Genomic DNA, 21,203 nt, shown 5'->3' on the forward strand with positions numbered 1-21,203 from the left:
TTTCGGCCGGGAATCGGGAATTCCCGGCTCCATAGGAGCCCCACATGGATTTTGATTTTTCGGCGATTCTGCTTGGCCTGACCGTGCTGTTCGGCGTGGTCTGGGGGCTGGACCGCCTGTTCCTGTACAAGAAGCGCAAGGCGCATCTGGACGCGGCGGGCGAGGAGTACCACGAGCCGGCGGTGGTGGACTGGTCGCGCTCGCTGTTCCCGGTGGTGCTGGTGGTGCTGGTGCTGCGCTCGTTCGTGGCCGAGCCGTTCCGGATTCCGTCCGGCTCGATGATGCCGACCCTGGACGTGGGCGACTTCATCCTGGTCAACAAGTTCGCCTACGGCCTGCGCATGCCGGCGTTCAACGACAAGTTCGTGAGCCTGGGCGAGCCGAAGCGGGGCGACGTGGTGGTGTTCCGCTTTCCGGGCTACCTGTGCCGGGATGGCGGCAAGCTGGTGCGCAGCGGTGACATGAGCTGCGCCGATCCGCATGCCAAGGTGCCGTCGCAGAACTGGATCAAGCGCGTCATCGGCCTGCCCGGCGACAGCATCGAGGTGCATGGCGACGAGCTGCTGGTGAACGGCCAGCGCGTCACGGCGGACGAGATCGGCCCCTACGTGGGCAATCCCCAGCGCACCGTCGACGAGACCATGCTGAACATGGGCGCCACGGTGTGGACCGAACACCTGGGCAAGCTCAACCACATGATCGCGCGCATGCCCGCCTACAACACACCCAATTCCATCCCCAACGACCGCGTGCCATCCAAGGTGCCGGCCGGCTGCTACCTGGTGATGGGCGACAACCGCAACGACAGCCTGGACAGCCGCTGGTGGGGCTGCATGCCGGAGCAGAACCTGGCCGGCAAGGCGTTCCTGATCTGGATGAGCTGGAAGGGCTGGGGCACCGGCGGGGTGGATTTCTCGCGGATCGGCACGGTCATCCATTGATGCGACCGGCCGGCGCAGTCCGGCCGGCCAAAGCGTGACCGGATCGAAGCCCTGCACACGCCATCGTCACCGGCACGCGAATCTGCAGGCATAATCGGCACGCCGGCGCGGGGCGACCGGACTTCCATCCAGCTCATCACCATCCATTGCAAGGCAAGCCGTTCGAAGCGGCGTAGCGAGGGGACTATGAAATCGAAGCAGACCGGCGTCACCCTGATCGGATTCCTGTTCATTCTGGCCGTGTTCGGTTTCCTGGCCTACATGGCGATGAAACTGGTGCCGTCGTATTCCGAGTACGGTGGCGTGGTCAAGGCGATGGAGCAGGTCGCCAGCGAAGGAACCAACGGCAAGTCGCTGGACGAGATCCGTCGCGACCTGCTGCGCAAGATGGATTTCCAGTACGTCGACGATGCCGTGGTGCGCCCGGAAGACATCACCATCAAGAAGGACGCCGGTGGCGCCAGCCAGCTGCGGGTCGCCTACGACAAGGAGATCCCGTTCATGTACAACATCTCCTTCCTGCTGCACTTCGACAAGAGCCTTGCGCTGCAGGGCAATGTGGGCGAGTAACTTTTGGAACTGAACTACCGTTTCCGTGATCCGGCGCTGGCGCGGCTGGCGCTGACCCACCGCAGCATCGGCAAACCGAACAACGAGCGGCTGGAATTTCTCGGCGATGCGCTGCTCGGCGCGATCATCGCCGAGATGCTGTACGAGGCGCACCCCAAGGCCAGCGAGGGCGAGCTGTCGCGTCTTCGCGCCCAGCTGGTCAATGGCCAGGCGCTGGCCGTGGTGGCCCGTGAGCTGGAGCTGGGCGAAGGCCTGCAACTGGGCCCGGGCGAGCTGAAGAGCGGTGGTTTCCGCCGCGAATCGATCCTCGCCGATGCGTTCGAGGCGACCATCGCCGCGGTCTACCTCGATGGCGGTTTCGACGCCTGCCGCGACGCCGTGCGTGGCCTGTTCGCCGAACGCATCGCCGCGCTGCGGCGTTCATCGAAAGACGCCAAGACGCGGCTGCAGGAATGGCTGCAGGCCAAGGGCCTGCCGTTGCCGCACTACGAGCTGGTGGCCAGCCACGGCGAGGACCACGCCAAGACCTTCGACGTCAGCTGCGCGATCACCGAGCCGATGGCCTTCGTCGCCGAAGCGCATGGCGGCAATCGCCGCGCCGCCGAACAGGACGCGGCCGAACTGGTGCTGAGCCAGTTGCTGGAGCAGCAGCGCTCCTCCTGAATCCGACGCTTCCGCGGTGCCGGGAACCGGGCACCGCCAGAGTGACCGCCCGGCCTGCGCCAGTCGCCACGTGCCGGTGGCGGCGAAGCACTACACTTGCCATCCGACTCGCCGAGTACCTCAGTCATGAAACTCCCACTGGACCCCACCGACGGCAGCCTGCCGCACGACGACTTCCGCTGCGGCACGGTGGCGCTGGCCGGACGTCCCAACGTGGGCAAGTCGACCCTGCTCAACGCAATGATCGGCTTTCGCCTGTCGATCATCAGCCCGCGCCCGCAGACCACCCGCCATCGCATCCTGGGCATCAACACCAGCGAGGCCGGGCAGATCATGTACGTCGACACGCCGGGCCTGCATCGCGGCGCCAAGCGGGCGATGAACCGCAGCCTCAACCGCGCCGCGCGCTCGGCGATCAGCGACGTCGACCTGGTGGTGCAGGTGATCGAGGCCGGCCGCTTCACCGACGAGGACGAGGCGCTCTACGCCGCGCTGGTCGAGCAGTCCTCGCCGCGCCTGCTGGTGATCAACAAGGTCGACCTCAACAAGGACAAGACGGTGATGCTGCCGTTCGTGTCCGAACTGGTGGCCACCCACAGCTACGACGAGATCCACTACATCAGTGCGCTGAAGAAGCAGGGGCTGAAGGAACTGGAGCAGGCGATCCTCAAGCGCCTGCCGGTGCAGCCACCGGTGTTCGGCGAAGACGAAATCACCGACCGCAGCGAACGCTTCCTGGCCGCCGAAATGGTCCGCGAGCAGCTGATGCTGCGGCTGGACCAGGAGCTGCCCTACGCCACCACGGTGGAGATCGAGCAATTCAGCGACCGTCCCGACGGCATCGCCGAGATCCACGCCATCATCTGGGTCGAGCGCGATGGCCAGAAGGCGATCGTGATCGGCAACGGCGGCGTCCAGCTCAAGGCGATCGGCAGCGCGGCCCGCCGCCACATGGAGCGCATGTTCGAGCGCAAGGTGTTCCTCAAGCTGTGGGTGAAGGTGCGCGAGGGCTGGGTCGATGACGAGAACATGCTGAAGAAATTCGGGTATACCGACTAGGGCGAGGAGTGAGAAACGAGGAGTGAGAAGTGAGAGAAAGCGGGAAGCGAGTGGCAGTTGCTGCCTCTCTCACTTCTCACTTCTCTCCTCTCACTCCTGATTTTCCCATGCGCATCGAACAGCAACCCGCTTACGTCCTGCATGCGCGGCCTTACCGCGAGACGTCGCTGTTGCTGGAGTGCCTGAGCCGCGAGCATGGCCGGCTGGGCGTGGTGGCGCGCGGGGTGCGCGGCGAGCGTGCGCGGTTGCGCCGGGCCCAGCTGGAACCGTTCCAGGCGTTGCGCATGGATCTGCTGCTGCGGGGCGAGATGGCCACGCTGACGGCGGTCGAGACGGTGGGCACGCCGACGCGGCTGGGCGGCGATGCCGGGCTGGCCGGGCTGTATCTCAACGAACTGGTGGTGCGCCTCACCGGGCGGCAGGACCCTTCGCCGCCGCTGTTCGACGCCTATGCGCTGACCCTGCAGCGACTGGCCGCCGAGCCGTCGCTGGCGTGGATATTGCGCCGGTTCGAGCGCGACCTGCTGGAAGCGACCGGCTACGGCCTGCAGCTGGCGCACGATGCGGATACGGGTGAGTTTCTGGAGCCCCAGGCGAGCTATCGCTACGAGGTCGAGCAGGGCGCCGTGCGGTGCGCAGCCAGCAGCCCGCACGCCATCCTCGGCCGCGACCTGCTGGCCCTGGAACAGGACCGCATGCCCGACGCCGCCGGCCTCAAGGCATTGCGCGACATGATCCGCCGGGTGATCCGCTTCCATCTGGGTGGCGCCGAATTGCGCGCCTGGCGGGTGCTGGCGATGGCGGTGTCGCGAAACCGGCCGGATTCCGCCGCGCCTCCTGCCGAACGGCTCGACTAGCCGAGCGCCTGCAGGGTCGCCAGCAAGGTGCGGCGGAAGCGGGTCAGCGCGGCTGCACTGACGCCCCGGCGCGGCAGCTGTTGCTGCAGCAGCATGGTCTGCCGGGACAGGGCACTGGCACCGCAGAATCCGCACGAAGAGCGCAATCGATGCAGGCGATCGCTGAAGTTGTCGCGGTCGAGGCTCAGCGCGTCCAGTTCCCGCGACAGCAGCGCCAGCTCGTCGCGCAGCAGCAGGCGCAGGGCGTGCATGGTGGTGGCGTCGCCGGTGGTGCTCAGCGCAGCCTGGTCGTCCAGCACGCTGGCGCTGCGGTCGTCCATCGGCATCAGCGCCAGCACCTGGCGCAGTTCGGTCAGCCCGCAGGGTTTCAGCAGCACCTCGCTGAAACCGGCGTCCAGCAGCGACTGGCGATCACCGGGCGCCAGCTCGGCGCTGGTGGCCACCGCGATGCTGTCGGCCGAGCGTGCCTGCACGTCGTCGCGCAGCGTCTGCAGGATCTGCAGTGCGCCGGCGCCGGGCATGCGGCAGTCCAGCAGCAGCAGGTCGAACGACTCGGCAGCGGCCCGCGCCAGCGCTGCCTGGCCATCCATGCAGGCTTCCGCATCGGCGCCCATCGAGGCCAGTCCATCGCAGAGGAAGCGGCAACTGCCGGGATCGTCATCGGCCACCAGCACGCGCGGACGGGGCAGCGGGCGGGACAGATTGACGGGTTCGCAAACGGTGTCGGCAAGGCGGCTGGGCATGACGAATTCCATATCGTTCATCTTGATTTGGCAGAATGGCCCGACATGCGTCCGACTTCAAGCCATCTGCTGATCTGTTGCTGCCTGCTGCTGGGACTCGGCTGGGCCTTGCCTGCGCAGGCCGACGTGCTGCTGAGCGCGAAGTCGATCACCGCCCCGGGCATCCACCTGCAGGCAGTGACGCTGCGCATCGGCGAGGACGCCGACGGCGGCCTGCATCTGCAGCTGGACGCGGCCCAGGCCGACATTCCCGCGATGGGCTGGCGCCGGCTGGGCCTGAGCGTGGACGGCAACCTGCAACGCGACGTCCGCCTGCGCTGGACGCTGGACGGCAAGCTGCGCCTGGCCGGCGCCCCCGGCGGGGCGCTCGGCGACGCACAGTTCAACGTGCAGCTCAGCGAGGCGGCCAACACCTTGCTGGTCGACATCCAGCAGGGCAAGGCGAATGCCAGCGCATGGCTGCCGCTGGACCAGCCCACCCATGCCCAGATCAGCGTGGACAACCTGCCCACCGGCTGGTTGCAGGGTCTGCTCGGCACGGTGTGGTCGGGGCAGACCACCGCCGGTCGCCTCAAGGCGGAGCTGGCGCTGGACCTGCGCGGCCAGGGCCTGCAGTCGTCCGGCCAGTTCACCCTCACCGACACGGGTTTCGACACCCCCGCCGGCACGCTGGCCGGGCAGGGGCTCAATGGCAGCGGCCGCTTCAGCCTGGACACCACCAACGGTCCGGCCAGCATCGATCTGGACGCCAGCCTGCGCGGCGGCGAGCTGCTGCTGGGACCGCTCTATGCGAAGCTGCCGGATCATCCGGTGCAGTTGGGTCTGCACGCGGACGCCCAGCGCGGCGGGTTCGAACTGAGCCGGTTGCGGGTGAACGATGCCGATGCGCTGCAGCTCGACGGCGCGCTGGCCTTCGACGCCAGGGGCGAGTTGAAGAGCTTGTGGCTGGATCGCCTGCACGCGAATTTCCCGGCCGCCTACCAGCGTTATGGCCAGGCCTGGCTCGGCACGCTGGGCCTGCGTGACATGCGCATCGACGGGCAGCTGAATGCCAGCCTCGATCTGCGGGCGGACGGCCCGCAGGCGTTTGCCTTCAGCACCGACGGCATCAGCCTTGCCGATGCGGATGGCCGCCTGGCGGTCGATGGCCTGCAGGGCGGGTTGGACTGGGCGCGCGATGGCGAACGCCCGGCCACCACGCTGGCCTGGCGCAGCCTGCAGTTCTACCAGGTGGCCAACGGCGCCGCCCGTTCGCGCTGGCAGAGCAGCGGCGGCACGCTCGCCCTGCAGCAACCGCTGCAGATCCCGGTGTTCCACGGGCAGTGGCAGATCGGCCAGCTGGACTGGCGTCCGGCCGCGGCGCAGGGCCAGCGTCTGGCCGCGTCGATGACGGTGACCGGCGTCGACATGGCCGCCTTCAGCCAGGCGATGGGCTGGCCGGCGTTCCCCGGCACGCTGGCCGGCGCGATTCCCTCGCTGCGCTGGGTCGACGACCGTTTCGAGCTGGGGGGCGGCCTGTCGGCCAGCCTGTTCGGCGGCTTCGTCGACGTCACCCGCCTGTCGTTGCAGCAACCGTTCGGCACCACGCCCGTACTGACCGGCGACATCGCGCTGAAGCAACTGGACCTGGCCGCGATCACCAGCGTGTTCGACTTCGGCAGCATCACCGGCCCGCTGGATGGCTCGATCAACGACCTGCGCCTGGTCAACTGGAGCCCGGTGGCCTTCAACGCCAGCCTGCTGGCCGGCGAAGGCGGCCGGATCAGCCAGCGTGCGGTGAACAACCTCACCTCCGTCGGCGGCGGTGGCATCGCCGCCGGCCTGCAGGGGGCCATGCTGAAACTGTTCAAGACCTTCGGCTACAAGCGCATCGGCCTCAATTGCACGTTGCAGGGCACGGTCTGCCGGATGAGCGGGCTGGAAGCCAACGACGGCGGCTACACTATCGTCGAAGGCAGCGGCCTGCCGCGGCTGCAGGTGATCGGCCACCAGACCCAGGTCGACTGGCCAACCCTGGTGCAGCGGCTGCACGACGCGGTCCACGGGGAAACCCCGCAAATCCGCTGAGCGACGTGCTCCGCCGCCTCATCCATCCATCTCACTGCGGGAGTTCCCCATGCGCAAGCGCCTCTACGTCATCCTGACCGCCCTGGCCGTGACGCTGGTCGGCTGCGTCACGATCAACGTCTACTTCCCCGAAGCGGCCGCGCAGAAGGCCGCCGACCAGTTCATCGGCAACGTGCTGGACCAAGCGGCGCCCGCGGCGCCCGCGCCGAAGACGCCCAAGCCCGCAGCCGATGGCGCCCAGCCGTCGGCGATGCTGCTGGACCTGCTGATCCCGGCCGCGCAGGCCGCGGACGTGCCCGACATCCGCATCCAGACCAGCGCCACCGAGGCGATCCGCGCCCGCATGCATGCGCGCTTCCAGGGCACCCTGGGTTCGCTGCTCGACAGCGGCGCGGTGGGCTTCACCCGCGACGGCATGGTCGCCATGCGCGATGCCGCCAAGGTGCCGCTGAGCGCCCGCGCCCAGGCCAACGCCACGGTGGCCGACGAGAACCGCGACCGCGCCGCGCTGTACCGCGAAATCGCCAACGCCAACAATCACCCGGAGTGGGAGTCGCAGATCCGCGCCACCTTCGCCAGAAGCTGGATCGAGAAGGCGCGTGCCGGCTGGTATTACCAGGACGCTGCCGGCGCCTGGCAGAAAAAATGATTCGGGCAGGGCGCCGCGGGGCGTGAGGCTGGCCGATCTGGGATAATCGCCGGTCAGCCATCAGCCATGCGATCCCATGTCCCGATCCAACTCCGTTTCGCCCAAACCTTTCGAAGCCCAGATCACCGACCTCGGCCATGACGGCCGGGGCGTGGCGCGGATCGACGGCAAGACGGTCTTCGTCAGTGGCGGCCTGCTTGGCGAAACGGTGATCGCGAAGCTGCGCAAGCGTCATCGGCATTTCGACGAAGCCGAAGTGGTCGAGGTGATCACCGCCTCGCCACACCGGGTCGAGCCGCGCTGCCAGCACTTCGCGCTGTGCAGCGGCTGTTCGCTGCAGCACCTCGATGCGTCCTCGCAGATCGCCGCCAAGCAGCGCGTGCTGGCCGAGAATTTCGAGCGCATCGGCAAGGTCACGCCGCAGTCGTGGCTGCCGCCGCTGACCGCCGAGCCCTGGGCCTATCGGCGCAAGGGCCGGTTGTCGGTGCGCAACGTGGCCAAGAAGGGCAGCGTGCTGGTCGGCTTCCGCGAAGAGCAGAACCCGCGCTTCGTGACCCCGATCCAGCGCTGCGAAGTGATGCATCCGTCGCTGGGGCCCAAGGTGGGGCTGCTGCCCGAACTGCTGGGCACGATGGACGCCGTCGACACCATCGCGCAGATCGAGTTCGCCGCTGGCGACGACCTGATGGCGCTGGTGTTCCGTCACCTGCAGCCGCTCAGCGAGCGCGATCAGGCGGCGCTCACCGCCTTCGGCCAGCAGCACGGCTTTGCGATCTACCTGCAGCCCGGCGGCGTCAGCAGCGTGCATCCGCTGTGGCCGGAAAATCCGCGGCTGGCCTTCCGCATCGCCAGCGACGATCCGCGTTTCGCCGACGTGGAGCTGGAATTCCAGCCGCTGGATTTCGTGCAGGTCAACGCCGGCATGAACCAGCTGATGATGGCCCGCGCGATGGAGCTGCTCGATCCGCAGCCGACTGATCGCGTGCTCGACCTGTTCTGTGGCCTGGGCAATTTCACTCTGCCGATCGCGCGCCGGGTGGCCGAGGTGGTGGGCGTGGAAGGCGAGCACGGCCTGGTCGAACGCGCCGCGCAGAACGCCGCGCGCAACGGCATCGACAACGCGAAGTTCCACGTGGCCAACCTGTTCGAAGACCAGCGCCACGCCGACTGGGCGAAGCAGCCGTGGGACAAGCTGCTGCTCGATCCGCCCCGCGCTGGCGCCGACAAGGTGCTGGAGTACCTGCCGCACAAGCAGACAAATCGCATCGTCTACGTCTCCTGCCATCCCGCTTCGCTGGCGCGCGATGCGGGCATCCTTGTCAACCAGCACGGTTTCCGGCTGACCTCGGCCGGCGTGATGGACATGTTCCCGCATACCGCGCATGTGGAATCCATCGCCTTGTTTGAGCGGTCTTCCTGACCGCGAAAGTCAAACGGGCGGCCATCCATGGCCGCACTCCTCAATAAAAGCCGTTTCATTGCAGGCGTTGTCGCTGGTTGAAATACGGATTCCATGGCTATCGAGATCGAACGCAAATTCATGTTGGCCAACGACAGCTGGCGCGAAGGCATCGAGCGCAGCGAGCCGATGGCCCAAGGCTATCTGGTCGGGGCGCAGGCGCTGCGCGAGGGTCATGCCCGCGCCTCGGTGCGTGCCCGCCTCGCTGGCGACACGGCCTGGCTCAACATCAAGGCGGCCACGCCCGGCATCGCGCGGGCCGAGTTCGAGTACCCGATACCGATGGACGATGCGCGCGCGCTGCTGGCCAGCCTGTGCGACGGCGTGCTGGAGAAGGTTCGCCACCATGTCCGCGTCGATGGCGTACTGTTCGAGATCGATGAATTCCATGGCGACAACGAGGGCCTGGTCGTGGCCGAAGTCGAGCTGCCCGCGGTCGATGCACCGTTCCCGCGGCCGTCGTGGCTGGGGCGCGAGGTCAGCGCGCTGACGCGCTACTACAACGTCAACCTGATCGCGCACCCGTACCGGCAATGGTCGCCGGCCGAGCGCGCTGCCGAGGATGCTGCATGTTGATGATCGGCGTGGCCGCGCTGGAACTGGCCGAACACGAAAAGCCCTGGTTGCGCGCGCCGTGCGTCGCCGGCGTGCTGCTGTTTGCGCGCAACTACCAGTCGCGCGAACAGCTGATCGCCTTGTGCGAATCGATCCGCGAAATCGGTGGCGATCACCTGCTGATCGCGGTCGACCAGGAAGGCGGCCCGGTGCAGCGCTTCCGCGACGGATTCACCCGCCTGCCGCCGCTGGCGGCGATCGGCGCGGTGTACGAACAGGATGCCGACGAGGCGATCCGGCTGGCCGAGGAACACGCCTGGGTGATGGCCAGCGAGCTGCGCGCCAGCGGCGTGGACTTCAGCTTCGCGCCGGTGGTCGACCTGGCCCGCGGCAACGCGGCGATCGGCCTGCGTGCGTTCCACGCCGATCCGGCGATTGCCGGCGAACTGGGCCAGGCCTACGTGCGCGGCATGCATCTGGGCGGCATGGCGGCGGTGCTCAAGCATTTCCCGGGGCACGGTTCGGTCACCGGCGACACCCACAAGGTGGCGGCGATCGATCCGCGCAGCCTGGATCAGATCCGCCACGACGACCTGCGCCCGTTCGCCGAATGCATCGAGGCGCGCGTCGAGGCGGTGATGATGGCCCACGTCACCTACCCGGAAGTGGACAGCCAGCCGGCCGGCTATTCGAAAACCTGGATCGGGCAGATCCTGCGCGGCGAATTGAGTTTCGCCGGCGCGGTGATCAGCGACGACATCAGCATGGCCGCCGCCGGTGCGGCCGGCAGCGTCGGCGAGCGGGTGAGGGCGCACCTCGATGCCGGCTGCGACCTGGTGCTGGCCTGCTTCCCCGACGTGGTCGATGAGGCGATCGCCGCGATGCCCGTACACACCGACGCCATGCCCTCGACACTGGCCGCCCTGCGCGGCGCCATCGGGCCGACCTGGGCCGGCCTCACCGACAATCCGCAGCGCGACCGCTTCGTGGCGCGCATCACGGCACTCCATGCCGATCAAGGAACCGCATGAACACTCCCACTCCCGCCCTGGCCGACGCGCTGGCCAACGCCGACCTCCTGTTCGCCGGTGAGGCACTCGCGCCGGTGATCACCGACATGGGCCGTCGCATCGACGCCGCGCTGGACGGCGAGCGCGCGGTGTTCCTCACCGTGATGAACGGCGCGCTGATCTTCGCCGGCCAGCTGGCGCTGGCGATCCGCACCGACGTGGAATTCGATTACGTGCACGCCACCCGTTACCGCGGCGCCACCTCGGGCAAGGAACTGCACTGGCTGCGCGAGCCGATGGTGTCGCTGCAAGGCCGCGTGGTGCTGCTGGTCGACGACATCCTCGACGAAGGCCACACGCTGAAGGAAGTGCGCGACGACTGCTACCGGCGCGGCGCGAAGAAGGTCTACATCGCCAGCCTCTGCACCAAGCGCCACAACCGCCTGGTCGAAGGCATCAGCTCCGACTTCAACGGCGTCGAACTGCCCGACCGCTACGTGTTCGGCTACGGCATGGACTACTACGAACAAGGCCGCAACCTGCCGGGCATCTACGCGCTGAAAGAGGGGAACGGGGAATAGGGAACAGGGAACAAAGGCGCGACGCGCCCGCTCCTGTTCTTGTCTGCCGTTCTCTGTTCCCCGTTCCCCGTTCCCCGTTCCCCGTTCCCACCGGCCCCGCCCATGACTCTGACCCCCACCCCCATCCACCTCGCCGTCATCGGCGGCAGCGGCCTGTACAACTTCGCCGGCCTGGAAAACGCCACGCGTCATAGCGTGGACACGCCCTACGGCCCGGCCTCCGGCGACGTGGTGATTGGCGACTTCGCCGGCCGGCGCATCGCCTTCCTGGCCCGTCACGGCGAGAGCCACACGCTGCCGCCGCACCGGGTGAATTACCGGGCGAACCTGTGGGCGCTGCACAGCCTCGGCGCGCGTCGGGTGATCGGGGTGAACGCGGTCGGCGGTATTCGCGGCGACATGGGGCCGCGGGTGATCGTGGTGCCCGACCAGATCATCGACTACACCCACGGCCGCAGCACCAGCTACTGCGACGTCGAAGGCGCCGAGGTGAAGCACATCGACTTCAGCGAGCCGTACACCGAATCGCTGCGCCTGCAATTGCTGGCGGCGGCGCGCGCGGCCAATGTCGAGGTGATCGGCGGCGGCTGCTACGGCGCCACCCAGGGTCCGCGGCTGGAAACCCGCGCCGAGATCGCCCGCATGAAGCGCGACGGCTGCGACCTGGTCGGCATGACCGGCATGCCCGAGGCGGCGCTGGCGCGCGAACTGGAACTGGAATACGCCTGCCTGGCGCTGGTGGCGAACTTCGCCGCCGGTTGCGGCGACGAAGCGGAAATCAGCATCGAGGAAATCTTCGCCCACCTCGCCGCGGCCACCGCCGAGGTGCCGCGCATCCTGGAAAAAATGCTGCAGGCCTGAATTTGCCGGCGGAGTTTGTGCACCGGCAGGACATATTCGTATTGCAATGGGCCTTCACATCTTGCTATTTTCCTCGCGGTCAGGGCGGCGAACCGGGGGGATGAGTCGCGCGCAACCTGGCGTACTCACTCCATGTATCCAGAGGTTCTCGCAATGAGTTTCGGTACGGTCAAATGGTTCAACGATGCCAAGGGGTTCGGGTTCATCGCACCCGAGGATGGCAGTGCGGATGTGTTCGTCCATTTTTCGGCGATCAATACCAAGGGCTTCCGCAGCCTGCAGGAAGGTCAGCGCGTTCAGTTCGAAGTGACCCAGGGCCCCAAGGGTGCCCAGGCGTCGGCGGTTGAAGCTGCCTGATCTGTCCGGTAAACGTTGCATGGCAAGAATGAAACCCCGCATCCTGTGCGGGGTTTTTGCTTTGGTGAGCCGGAGAAAGTCATGACCGATCGCAGGCGTTTCCTCAAGGGCTCCCTGCTGGGAGTTTCCGCGTCGATGCTGGGATGGGGCGGCAAGCTCGCGGCCGGGCCGATGCCGCACGGTACCGCCGATGCCAGCCATGCAGCGAAAGCGTCCGCCGCACGCGTCGTCTCGACCTGGGACTTCGGCGTCGCCGCGAACCAGGCTGCGTGGGCCATCCTCGGCAAGGGCGGCCATGCACTGGACGCGGTGGAAGCCGGCGCGCAGGTGCCGGAGTCCGACCTCAGGAATCACAGCGTGGGCAAGGGCGGCTATCCCGATCGCGACGGCCACGTCACGCTGGACGCCAGCATCATGGATGCCGACGGCAGCTGTGGCGCAGTCGCCGCGCTCGAACACATCGAGCATCCCATCTCCGTGGCGCGACGGGTGATGGAACGCACGCCGCACGTGCTGCTGGTGGGCGAGGGCGCGCTGCAGTTCGCGCTGGAGCAGGGCTTCAGGAAACAGGACCTGCTCACCCCGGAGGCCGAACAGGCCTGGCATGAATGGCTGAAGACGGCGAAGTACCAGCCCTCGATCAACAGCGAAGTGCACGACTACGGCCGCACCGGCCTGCCCGGCGGCGCCCACAACCACGACACCATCGGCATGCTGGCGATCGACGCGCACGGTCGCATGTCCGGCGCCTGCACCACCAGCGGCATGGCCTGGAAAATGCGCGGCCGCGTGGGCGACAGCCCGATCATCGGCGCCGGCCTGTACGTCGACGGCGAAGTCGGCGGCGCCACTTCCACCGGCGTGGGTGAGGAAGTGATCCGCAACGCCGGCAGCTTCCTCGTCGTCGAACTGATGCGCCAGGGCCGCTCGCCCCACGAGGCCTGCAAGGAAGCGGTGATGCGCATCGTCAAGAAGCGCCGCGAGGCATCGAGGACCCTGCAGGTCGGCTTCCTGGCGATGAACCGCAACGGTGAAGTCGGCGCCTACGCGATCCAGCACGGCTTCACCTACGCCGTGTGCGATGCGCAGAAGCAGGACGCGCTGATTCCGTCGCAAAGCGTCTACACCACGAGCTACTCGTGATGCCGGCGACTCATGATGCTTGAAATCGCCGCCAACTCGGTCGCCTCCGCACTCGCCGCGCAGGACGGCGGAGCAGGGCGGGTCGAACTGTGCAGCGCGCTGGAACTGGGCGGCCTCACCCCGTCGCACGCACAGATCGCGCTGGCCCGCGAGCACCTGCGCATCCCGCTGTACGTGCTGATCCGCCCGCGCGCCGGAGACTTCCTCTACAGCGACCTCGAAGCCGAGACGATGCAGCGCGACGTCGAAGCCTGCGTGGCGCTCGGTTGCGACGGCGTGGTGCTCGGCATGCTCGACGCCGACGGCCAGGTGGACATGCCCCGCTGCCGCAGCCTGATCACCGCCGCCGGCACGCTGGGCACCACCTTCCACCGCGCCTTCGACCTCAGCCGCGACCCTTCGCGCGCGCTGGAAGACATCATCACCCTCGGCTGCGAACGCGTGCTGACTTCCGGCGCCCAACCCAGCGCCGTCGAAGGCGCCGCCCTGATCCGAACCCTGGTCATCCAGGCGAACGGCCGTCTCGCCGTGATGCCCGGCGCCGGCATCACCGCCCACAACATCGCCGCCCTGGCCGCTGCCACTGGCGCCCGTGAATTCCACGCCTCGGCGAAACACCAGCTGCCCTCGGGCATGCAGCATCGACCACCACGGCTGGCCGACATGCAAGGCGGCGAACTGCGCAGCGATGTTGAGCAGGTACGCGCACTAGCGCTGGCTCTTGCTCCTCCCCCTGCTTCGCAGGGGGAGGTCGGGAGGGGGTAAAGCTCTTGATCTCACCCCAAGAGCGACCCCACCCCAACCCTCCCCTGCTTGCAGGGGAGGGAGCATATCCGGCGACACGAACGCACTCCCCGCAGCCAGCCCCCAACCCGTTCCCCCTGAGCGTGGCCGCGCAGCGGCGGAGTCGAAGGGCCGCCACAAGGCTTCGACTTCACACCTTCGGCGCCACCCTCAGCCCGAGCAAAATCCTGATAGCCCCCGCACTGCACTCCCTACGGCAGCGCACGGCCGCCCCACTTGGTTAAGATGCCGGTTTATGCATTTGCCAGCAGGAGCCGTCGCGTGATCATCAAGCCCAAAGTCCGTGGATTCATCTGTGTCACCGCCCACCCGGTCGGCTGCGAACGCAACGTGCTCGACCAGATCGCGATCACCGAAGCCGCCGGCCACAGCAAGGGCATCGGTCCCAAGCGCGTGCTGGTGATCGGCGCCTCCACCGGCTACGGCCTGGCCTCGCGCATCACCGCTGCCTTCGGCTACGGCGCCGCCACGCTGGGCGTGTTCTTCGAGAAGCCCAGCAGCGAAGACAAGACCGGCACCGCGGGCTGGTACAACTCCGCCGCCTTCGACAAGGCCGCCAAGCAGGCCGGCCTGTACAGCAAGTCGATCAACGGCGACGCGTTCGCCCACGAAACCCGCGCCAAGGCCATCGAGATCATCAAGAACGAGATGGGCGGCCCGATCGACCTGGTCGTCTACTCGCTGGCCTCGCCCGTGCGCAAGATGCCGGATACCGGCGAAGTCGTGCGCTCGGCGCTGAAGACCATCGGCGAGCCGTTCCACAACACCTCGGTCGACACCAACAAGGACATGGTGATCGAAGCCACCGTCGAACCGGCCACCGAGCAGGAGATCAAGGACACCGTCACCGTCATGGGCGGCGAGGACTGGGCGCTGTGGATCGACGCGCTGAGCGCCGCCGGCGTGCTCGCCGACCACGCCAAGACCATCGCCTACAGCTACATCGGCACCGAGATCACCTGGCCGATGTACTGGCACGGCACCCTGGGCCAGGCCAAGCAGCACCTCGACAACACGGCGAAGCAACTGCGCAGCCGCCACCCCGGCCTCGAAGCCTACGTGGGCGTGATGAAGTCCGTCGTCACCCAGGCCAGCGCCGCCATTCCGGTGATCCCGCTATACGTGTCCATCGCCTTCAAGATCATGAAGGAGCAGGGCATCCACGAAAACCCGATCGAACAAGCCAACCGCCTGTTCCACGACCGCCTCTACCGCGCCGACGGCGCCGCCCCCGCCACCGACGACGAAGGCCGCGTGCGCCTGGACGACTGGGAGCTGCGCGATGAAGTGCAGGACGCCTGCAAGACCCTCTGGCCCACCGTCACCACCGAAAACCTGCGCGAGATCACCGACTACGCGGGGTACAAGCATGAGTTCTTGAAGTTGTTCGGGTTTGATCGGGATGACGTGAACTATGACGCAGAGGTGGAGGCGGATCGGCGGTTTGATTGTTTGGAGGGGTGAGGAGGTGGGGAGTGTTCATCTCTTTTTTGAGATGAACTGGCTGCATCACACGGGCATACTTCCAACGGCTCCCGGCTAGGGAGCCGTTTTGCCGGGGGCAGTATGAAATTCTGGTTGGGCGTTACTGATAACCGATGGTATGAATTCGTCTGCCGTCAAGCGTTTGATGAAGTCAACTTCTGGCAGCCCTCGGCGCGTGCGCCGTTTACCAATCTTCCTCCAGGTACTCCATTCTTCTTCAAGTTGAAACGCCCGAACAACCACATTGTTGGCGGAGGGTTTTTCTCGCACTTCACGACGCTGCCGCTCTCCCAGGCGTGGGATTTTTTTGGTGAAGAGAACGGGGCTTCTTCGTTTCGCCACTTCGCCGAACTGATCGCATCCAATGCGCATGTAGCAGCAAGTCCGGAACGTCAGATAGGATGCACGGTCGTTTCGAACGTTTTCTATTTGCCAAGGGAAGCGTGGATTCCCGTCGAAGGCTTGTTCCCCAAACCCATAATGGTTGGTAAACAATACGACTCGTCCGAGGAGTTGGGTGCTGCCCTTTGGCAACGGATTCAGTCAGTTTTGCCCTTGGCTGCGTCTGCACAACAGGTTGGGGAGGATGCGCCGCGTTACGGTACTGAATTTCTTCAGAGAGCGAGGCTTGGCCAAGGAGCGTTCAGGACGCTTGTGCTGGATGCATATGAACGTCGCTGCGCATTGACGGGCGAATCTACACTGCCCGTGTTGGAGGCTGCGCATATCCGACCGTATGCCGATCAAGGGCGGCATTTGATCTCCAACGGACTACTTTTGCGCTCGGATTTTCACAAGCTGTTTGACCTTGGCTTGGTCACGGTCCAACCGGACTATCGCATTCGTATCAGCTCAAGGATTCGCGACCAATACTTCAATGGCAAGGCGTACTACCGTCTGGACGGGCAGGAACTTGCTCGGCTGCCAGAGCGGCCCATTGACCAGCCGGATCCGGAGGCTTTGCGTTGGCACAACGAGAACAGGTTCATGCCATGAGTATTTTGAATGACGCTTCACTGAGGCAGTCCGTGTTGGATTTCAGATCCGCTCGTGATTGGGAGCAATTCCATACTCTGCGAACGCTCTCTACTGCATTGGCAGTAGAAGCTGCTGAACTCGCGGAGATTACCCAGTGGACTCCAGATTCTGATCTGGCCAAGCGAGCAATCGAAGCCCGCGACAAGATCGAGGAGGAGGTTGCCGACCTCTGCATTCTTTTGACCTATCTTATCCACGATATGGCGATCGATGTGGAGGACGTTGTTCGACGAAAACTGGCGATAAATGGCGCGAAATACCCGGTAGATCGCTTCAAGGGCTCATCTCGCAAATACAACGAATGACAACCAAAGGTGACAACCAAAGGTGACAACCAAAGGGAATAATTGAGCCCAACCCTCGTTTTCTACCACGGCCTTTCTCAAGGCTGCAGTCCCGCTTAACGCATACGATAGGTAGCGTAAAACATGCTAGGTCTTGACTTGCCACCGTCGCTGCTGGCTTTATGGGAAAGCCTCGTCGGCTTCCTAAACTCCACATTTATTAGCGCATTCTTATCAGCGCTTGCTGGTGCCGGATTCGGCGCATGGGGAGCTCAGAGAATTACCGAGCGATCTGCTCGCGCTAAAGATTTGCTCGAAGCGCTTAGACAGGCAAATGCAATTGTTGTCTTAGCCTCAACTATTGCCAATCAGGCGCTTTCGTTAAAGAAGCAGCATGTAAAACCCCTGTCAGATAGATACTTTAGTGATCGCGAAATTGCAAAGGTAACAAACGATAACCTGCTTAACGGCGCTCCGGCGCAGACTGTTACCTTACAAGCGGAGCTCAGGAAGATGACTCCGCTGACACTTCCAATCGAAGCGTTGAAGAGTCTCACGTTCTCTGCGCAACTTATGCCGGGCAGGGCACTCGCATTGGTCTCTATGATTGAACAGTCGGCCGCAGAGCTTACGCGCGCAGTTGAGGCCAGATCGGAGATGATCGACAATTTTCACGACGCTAACCTGCCTCCCCACATTTTCTGCCAAGATTACTATGGCCTCGAACGCAAGGACGGTAATGTAAATGCTATGTATCACGACACAATGATTGCTGTTGCTCAATACACTAATGACATAGCTTTTTTCTCTGCGGAATTGGCAGAAGAGTTGCAAGCGCATGGGGCCCGCGTGAGGGAAAAACTGCTTAAGCTACGGAGTGATGTACCGAAAGCAAGCACAGTGGACTTTTCTGGACCAATCGCATCAGGGTTGCTGCCTGCAAGAGAGGACTATGTCTCTTGGCTTTCTGGGTTTGGGTCGCGGCATTAGCGGTAAAAAGTTGTCAGGTTCACTTACATCCGCTTGAACGTTTGATATAGCGTCGAGGGTCAGCAACTGGGTTGGTGGACACCTATGTCATGTACCGGTTCTTGCCTCTGAAGACACCTTACACTTACTCAAGTCGAAGCCGCTTAGCGGCGCGGTTCAACTCAGGCATCAGGTGCTGATGGAAGCTTCAATGGCAACCGAGATATCGATCCGGCTAGCGAAAGTCGGAGATGAAGATGCGCCGGCCCTGGTGGGGCAGGCGACCTTTCTTGAAACGTTCTCCGGCGTGCTGGATGGTACCGCCATCGTCGAGCACTGCCGCGCGGCCCACTCTTCTGCCCAGTACCGGCAGTGGCTCGAGGATCCGCGTTACACGGTCTGGGTGGCGGAGGTCATTCCTGGCAACGCCCCCGTGGGTTATCTGGTTCTCGCCCCACCCGACCTTCCTCTGGCCGATCCATCTCGCGACCTCGAGCTGAAACGCATCTACCTGCTTGGTCGCTACCACGGAGGCGGGACCGGCAAGCGTTTGCTTGCGCAGGCCGTGGAGCAGGCTCGCTCCATGGGCGCGGCTCGCCTTCTGCTTGGCGTCTATGCGGGTAATGACGCTGCCATCGGGTTCTATCGCCGCCAGGGCTTTGGCAACCTCACGGAACGCAAATTCAATGTGGGTGGACGAGTCTACGATGACCACGTGTTGAGCCTGTCGCTCAGCACCTGACAGTTCTTTCGGGCCGAAGCCGCTTCGCAGCTCCGAAACAATGGTCAGAGTGCACTTGAATCGCGCGAAGTTAGTAGAAAGCCGGCTCCGAACTCGCGTTCCGCCGATTTCCTTATGGGACGAGTGTGTATGAAATTTTATGGCGTAATGGGCGGCATTCTCTTTCTCGACCTGTTGTTTTTTTGGGTGCTGACCAGATTTTATGTGCCAATGCCCGGGACCCACGCGATGGTGGTCATGAGAAGGGCGTTCTTTTCCCCAATTTTTGTCGTTAGTGTGTTGCAACTAATAAAACTCATTTTGAATGTCTCGAAAGGGTATGTTGTCTCAATTCGAGGCATCAGGTTCGTCAAGTCAGTGGCTGCTGAAGAGCCATTCGGATTTGTCTTCGGTCTACTTTTGGAGCTGGGCATATGGAGCCTTTTGGGCATCGTGATGCTCAACGTGCTTATGCGTACATAAGGGCGTGACAGGGATCGGAACGGAAAGGACGGGTCGGATTCACGTGCGGCCGTTGAAGTTGCAGTAGACCGTCGAAGCAGTCGCGCCGCTTAAGGTCCAACGATAGGCCCGGGAATCCCGGTACCGGTCAAATCCATCGAGAACTTCCATGACCGACCGCCAAGCCACCTGCCGCTGCGGAAACCTCGTCGTCCACGCGCGCGGCGAGCCGGTCCGCGTCTCCATCTGCCATTGCCTGGCCTGCCAGAAGCGCACGGGCAGCGCGTTCGGGGTGCAGGCGCGGTTTCCGCTGGATGCGGTGACGATTGAGGGGCCGAGCAGGGAGTACGCCCAGGCCGGCGACAGCGGCAGCGTCGCCCGGTTCCGGTTTTGCGGCAACTGCGGCGCCACCGTGTGCTGGGAGGCCGATGGGGTGCCGGGATTTGTCACCGTGGCGGTCGGCGCCTTTGCCGATCCACATTTTCCCCAGCCGCAGGTGTCGGTGTACGAGGAGCGTCAGCACGCCTGGCTGCGTCTGCCGGAGGACATGGAGCATTTCGATTGAGGCGTGCGTGGATGGTCGACGGCGTTCGCCTCCTTGTCGGCCCGGCGGGGTTGATCGTGGAATCATCATGGCACTGACATCGATGATAGGCGCCCATCGCGTCTGCATAATCAAGGAAGGTTCACATGTTCAGGGCGATCGCGCCGCAATGGCTGACCAACGATCTTGGCATCGAAGTATCGAGCAGGGATCGCGACACCATGCAGTACAGGGATGGTGACCACATGTTGCTCCTGCATTGCGACACCATTGCGGACGGAGACGGACGTTTCGGAGCCGCCATTCTCTTGCCGCACGATGTCCGCTGGCAGCCACCGTTCGAAGATGAGCGGATCGACAGCTTCGTCCGGACGAAGATTGCAAGGAATCTGCTGGATGCCTGGGGCGCGGTCGACTATTGGGTGACCATCGAGAGCTGATCTCATGACCTTCCCATGGAGCTGGCGCCCGCTTCGGTCTGCTCCACTCGCGAAACCCGCTGTCATCGGCCCCGATTGTATTCGCCCGCCATTGGGTCTAGCGTTCCGCGTCGCAGTGCCTTTGTTCGGGGGAGCAAATGATGAGCGCCATCACGTCCGGATACTTTCCCGCGCGACCGCGTGTGGATCGGCAAGGGTTTCTCCTGTTCACCGCCTTGATCTGGCTGGGTGTCGTTTCCGGCTTCGGCACCGACAGCTTCCGCCACCTGCGCAAGTTCGGGCTGGACTATCCCTGGATCGTCCACGTTCACGCGGTCGCCTTCGTGGGCTATCTGGTGCTGTTCACCACGCAGGTGGCACTGATCCGCAACGACCGGCCGGACATCCACCGCAAGCTCGGCATGGCTGGCGCGGCTCTCGCGGCGGTGATGCTGGTGCTGGGCCCTGCTGCGGCGATCGTCGTCCACAGCATCCGCTACGCGGCCACCGGCGATACGCCGGAATTCCTGGCCGTCCAGCTGACCGACATGCTGGGCTTCGCCGGGTTGACGGGAGCAGGGCTGCTGCTGCGCAAGACCTCATCGGCACACAAGCGCCTGATGCTGATGGGGCTGATCTACATCAGCGACGCCGGTTTCGGGCGTTTCCTCAACGGCTTCGCCGCCGCACCCCTCGGCGACGGTCTGGTGGGCACGGCGGTTGCGGTGTATCTGGGCAGCGACCTGCTGATGCTGGGCCTGGGCGCCTACGACTTGCTGACGCGTGGCCGCCTGCATCCGGCGTACATCGCGGGTCTGGCCTGGGTGCTGCTGCTGCAGGTCACCGCGCTGACCCTGCTGCCCAACGCCGCCTGGAAAGCGCTGTCGCTGCACCTGATCGGTCATTGAGTATTCGAGTCCGGGCCTGGTGTTTGCCTTGAGTGCCAGCCATGCCTGATGCTG

25 protein-coding genes are annotated in these 21,203 nt (G+C 64.8%); 24 read left to right on the forward strand and 1 reads right to left on the reverse strand.

Translation table 11 applies throughout. The annotated features are described in order from the left end of the window. Positions 1-44 precede the first annotated feature (44 nt). The 5 genes from lepB to recO all read left to right on the forward strand — a co-directional run bounded on the left by lepB (position 45) and on the right by recO (position 4,090). Positions 45-941, forward strand: a complete 897-nt coding sequence (lepB, locus tag I6J77_RS07805) for a signal peptidase I (RefSeq protein ID WP_056718921.1) — start codon at positions 45-47, stop codon at positions 939-941. A 186-nt stretch (positions 942-1,127) separates the two neighbouring features. Further along, positions 1,128-1,511: a DUF4845 domain-containing protein gene (locus I6J77_RS07810; RefSeq protein WP_204111179.1), complete on the forward strand. Its 384-nt coding sequence runs from the start codon at positions 1,128-1,130 to the stop codon at positions 1,509-1,511. Positions 1,512-1,514: 3 nt separating this feature from the next. Continuing rightward, a complete protein-coding gene (rnc, locus tag I6J77_RS07815) occupies positions 1,515-2,174 on the forward strand; it encodes a ribonuclease III (protein ID WP_056718925.1) in 660 nt (219 codons plus the stop codon). A 126-nt stretch (positions 2,175-2,300) separates the two neighbouring features. Further along, positions 2,301-3,233 (forward strand): GTPase Era, encoded by a 933-nt coding sequence (era, locus tag I6J77_RS07820; protein WP_204111180.1) that lies wholly within the window; start codon positions 2,301-2,303, stop codon positions 3,231-3,233. A 107-nt stretch (positions 3,234-3,340) separates the two neighbouring features. Then, positions 3,341-4,090, forward strand: a complete 750-nt coding sequence (recO, locus tag I6J77_RS07825; RefSeq protein ID WP_204111181.1) for a DNA repair protein RecO — start codon at positions 3,341-3,343, stop codon at positions 4,088-4,090. Here recO and I6J77_RS07830 read toward each other — a convergent pair. Next, the gene (locus I6J77_RS07830) at positions 4,087-4,833 is read right to left on the reverse strand and encodes a response regulator (protein WP_343230163.1); all 747 of its coding nucleotides are present in this window, start codon (positions 4,831-4,833) and stop codon (positions 4,087-4,089) included. The genes recO and I6J77_RS07830 overlap by 4 nt on opposite strands. A 45-nt stretch (positions 4,834-4,878) precedes the next feature. Here I6J77_RS07830 and I6J77_RS07835 point away from each other — a divergent pair, with 45 nt between their 5' ends. The 19 genes from I6J77_RS07835 (at position 4,879) to I6J77_RS07925 (ending at position 21,149) form a co-directional block, all read left to right on the forward strand. After that, positions 4,879-6,900, forward strand: coding sequence for a hypothetical protein (locus I6J77_RS07835; protein ID WP_204111182.1), 2,022 nt, complete (start codon positions 4,879-4,881; stop codon positions 6,898-6,900). A 49-nt stretch (positions 6,901-6,949) separates the two neighbouring features. Further along, a complete protein-coding gene (locus I6J77_RS07840; protein ID WP_204111183.1) occupies positions 6,950-7,549 on the forward strand; it encodes a YdbL family protein in 600 nt (199 codons plus the stop codon). 76 nt (positions 7,550-7,625) lie between these two features. Continuing rightward, positions 7,626-8,969, forward strand: coding sequence for a 23S rRNA (uracil(1939)-C(5))-methyltransferase RlmD (rlmD, locus tag I6J77_RS07845; RefSeq protein ID WP_204111184.1), 1,344 nt, complete (start codon positions 7,626-7,628; stop codon positions 8,967-8,969). Between the two features lie 93 nt (positions 8,970-9,062). Beyond that, entirely contained in the window at positions 9,063-9,584 is a 522-nt protein-coding gene (locus I6J77_RS07850) for a CYTH domain-containing protein (protein WP_204111185.1), read from the forward strand. Then, entirely contained in the window at positions 9,578-10,594 is a 1,017-nt protein-coding gene (nagZ, locus tag I6J77_RS07855) for a beta-N-acetylhexosaminidase (protein WP_204111186.1), read from the forward strand. The genes I6J77_RS07850 and nagZ overlap by 7 nt, the downstream gene beginning before the upstream one ends. Continuing rightward, a complete protein-coding gene (locus I6J77_RS07860) occupies positions 10,591-11,154 on the forward strand; it encodes a hypoxanthine-guanine phosphoribosyltransferase (protein ID WP_204111187.1) in 564 nt (187 codons plus the stop codon). The genes nagZ and I6J77_RS07860 overlap by 4 nt, the downstream gene beginning before the upstream one ends. 102 nt (positions 11,155-11,256) lie before the next feature. After that, complete coding sequence (locus I6J77_RS07865) at positions 11,257-12,015, forward strand: S-methyl-5'-thioinosine phosphorylase (protein ID WP_204111188.1); 759 nt, start codon at positions 11,257-11,259, stop codon at positions 12,013-12,015. A 153-nt stretch (positions 12,016-12,168) separates the two neighbouring features. After that, positions 12,169-12,372: a cold-shock protein gene (locus I6J77_RS07870; protein ID WP_007805352.1), complete on the forward strand. Its 204-nt coding sequence runs from the start codon at positions 12,169-12,171 to the stop codon at positions 12,370-12,372. An 81-nt stretch (positions 12,373-12,453) separates the two neighbouring features. Next, positions 12,454-13,515 carry a N(4)-(beta-N-acetylglucosaminyl)-L-asparaginase gene (locus I6J77_RS07875; RefSeq protein ID WP_204111189.1) on the forward strand — a complete coding sequence of 354 codons (1,062 nt, stop codon included), beginning with the start codon at positions 12,454-12,456 and terminating at the stop codon, positions 13,513-13,515. Between the two features lie 12 nt (positions 13,516-13,527). After that, a complete protein-coding gene (locus I6J77_RS07880) occupies positions 13,528-14,280 on the forward strand; it encodes a copper homeostasis protein CutC (protein ID WP_204111190.1) in 753 nt (250 codons plus the stop codon). A gap of 300 nt (positions 14,281-14,580) precedes the next feature. After that, entirely contained in the window at positions 14,581-15,783 is a 1,203-nt protein-coding gene (gene fabV, locus I6J77_RS07885) for an enoyl-ACP reductase FabV (protein WP_204111191.1), read from the forward strand. 102 nt (positions 15,784-15,885) lie between these two features. Further along, the gene (locus I6J77_RS07890; RefSeq protein ID WP_204111192.1) at positions 15,886-16,800 is read left to right on the forward strand and encodes an HNH endonuclease; all 915 of its coding nucleotides are present in this window, start codon (positions 15,886-15,888) and stop codon (positions 16,798-16,800) included. Then, on the forward strand, positions 16,797-17,147 hold the full coding sequence (locus tag I6J77_RS07895) for a MazG-like family protein (RefSeq protein WP_204111193.1): 351 nt from the start codon (positions 16,797-16,799) through the stop codon (positions 17,145-17,147). The genes I6J77_RS07890 and I6J77_RS07895 overlap by 4 nt, the downstream gene beginning before the upstream one ends. Positions 17,148-17,270: 123 nt before the next feature. Next, positions 17,271-18,116 carry a hypothetical protein gene (locus I6J77_RS07900; protein WP_204111194.1) on the forward strand — a complete coding sequence of 282 codons (846 nt, stop codon included), beginning with the start codon at positions 17,271-17,273 and terminating at the stop codon, positions 18,114-18,116. A gap of 190 nt (positions 18,117-18,306) precedes the next feature. After that, a complete protein-coding gene (locus I6J77_RS07905; protein WP_204111195.1) occupies positions 18,307-18,837 on the forward strand; it encodes a GNAT family N-acetyltransferase in 531 nt (176 codons plus the stop codon). A 129-nt stretch (positions 18,838-18,966) separates the two neighbouring features. After that, positions 18,967-19,299: a hypothetical protein gene (locus I6J77_RS07910; protein ID WP_204111196.1), complete on the forward strand. Its 333-nt coding sequence runs from the start codon at positions 18,967-18,969 to the stop codon at positions 19,297-19,299. Between the two features lie 148 nt (positions 19,300-19,447). After that, positions 19,448-19,843, forward strand: coding sequence for a GFA family protein (locus I6J77_RS07915; protein WP_204111197.1), 396 nt, complete (start codon positions 19,448-19,450; stop codon positions 19,841-19,843). A gap of 125 nt (positions 19,844-19,968) precedes the next feature. Further along, on the forward strand, positions 19,969-20,262 hold the full coding sequence (locus I6J77_RS07920; RefSeq protein WP_204111198.1) for a hypothetical protein: 294 nt from the start codon (positions 19,969-19,971) through the stop codon (positions 20,260-20,262). A gap of 140 nt (positions 20,263-20,402) precedes the next feature. Continuing rightward, a complete protein-coding gene (locus tag I6J77_RS07925; RefSeq protein WP_204111199.1) occupies positions 20,403-21,149 on the forward strand; it encodes a hypothetical protein in 747 nt (248 codons plus the stop codon). Positions 21,150-21,203 lie beyond the last annotated feature (54 nt).

The sequence above is a fragment of the Rhodanobacter sp. FDAARGOS 1247 genome (assembly GCF_016889805.1).
Taxonomy (GTDB): domain Bacteria; phylum Pseudomonadota; class Gammaproteobacteria; order Xanthomonadales; family Rhodanobacteraceae; genus Rhodanobacter.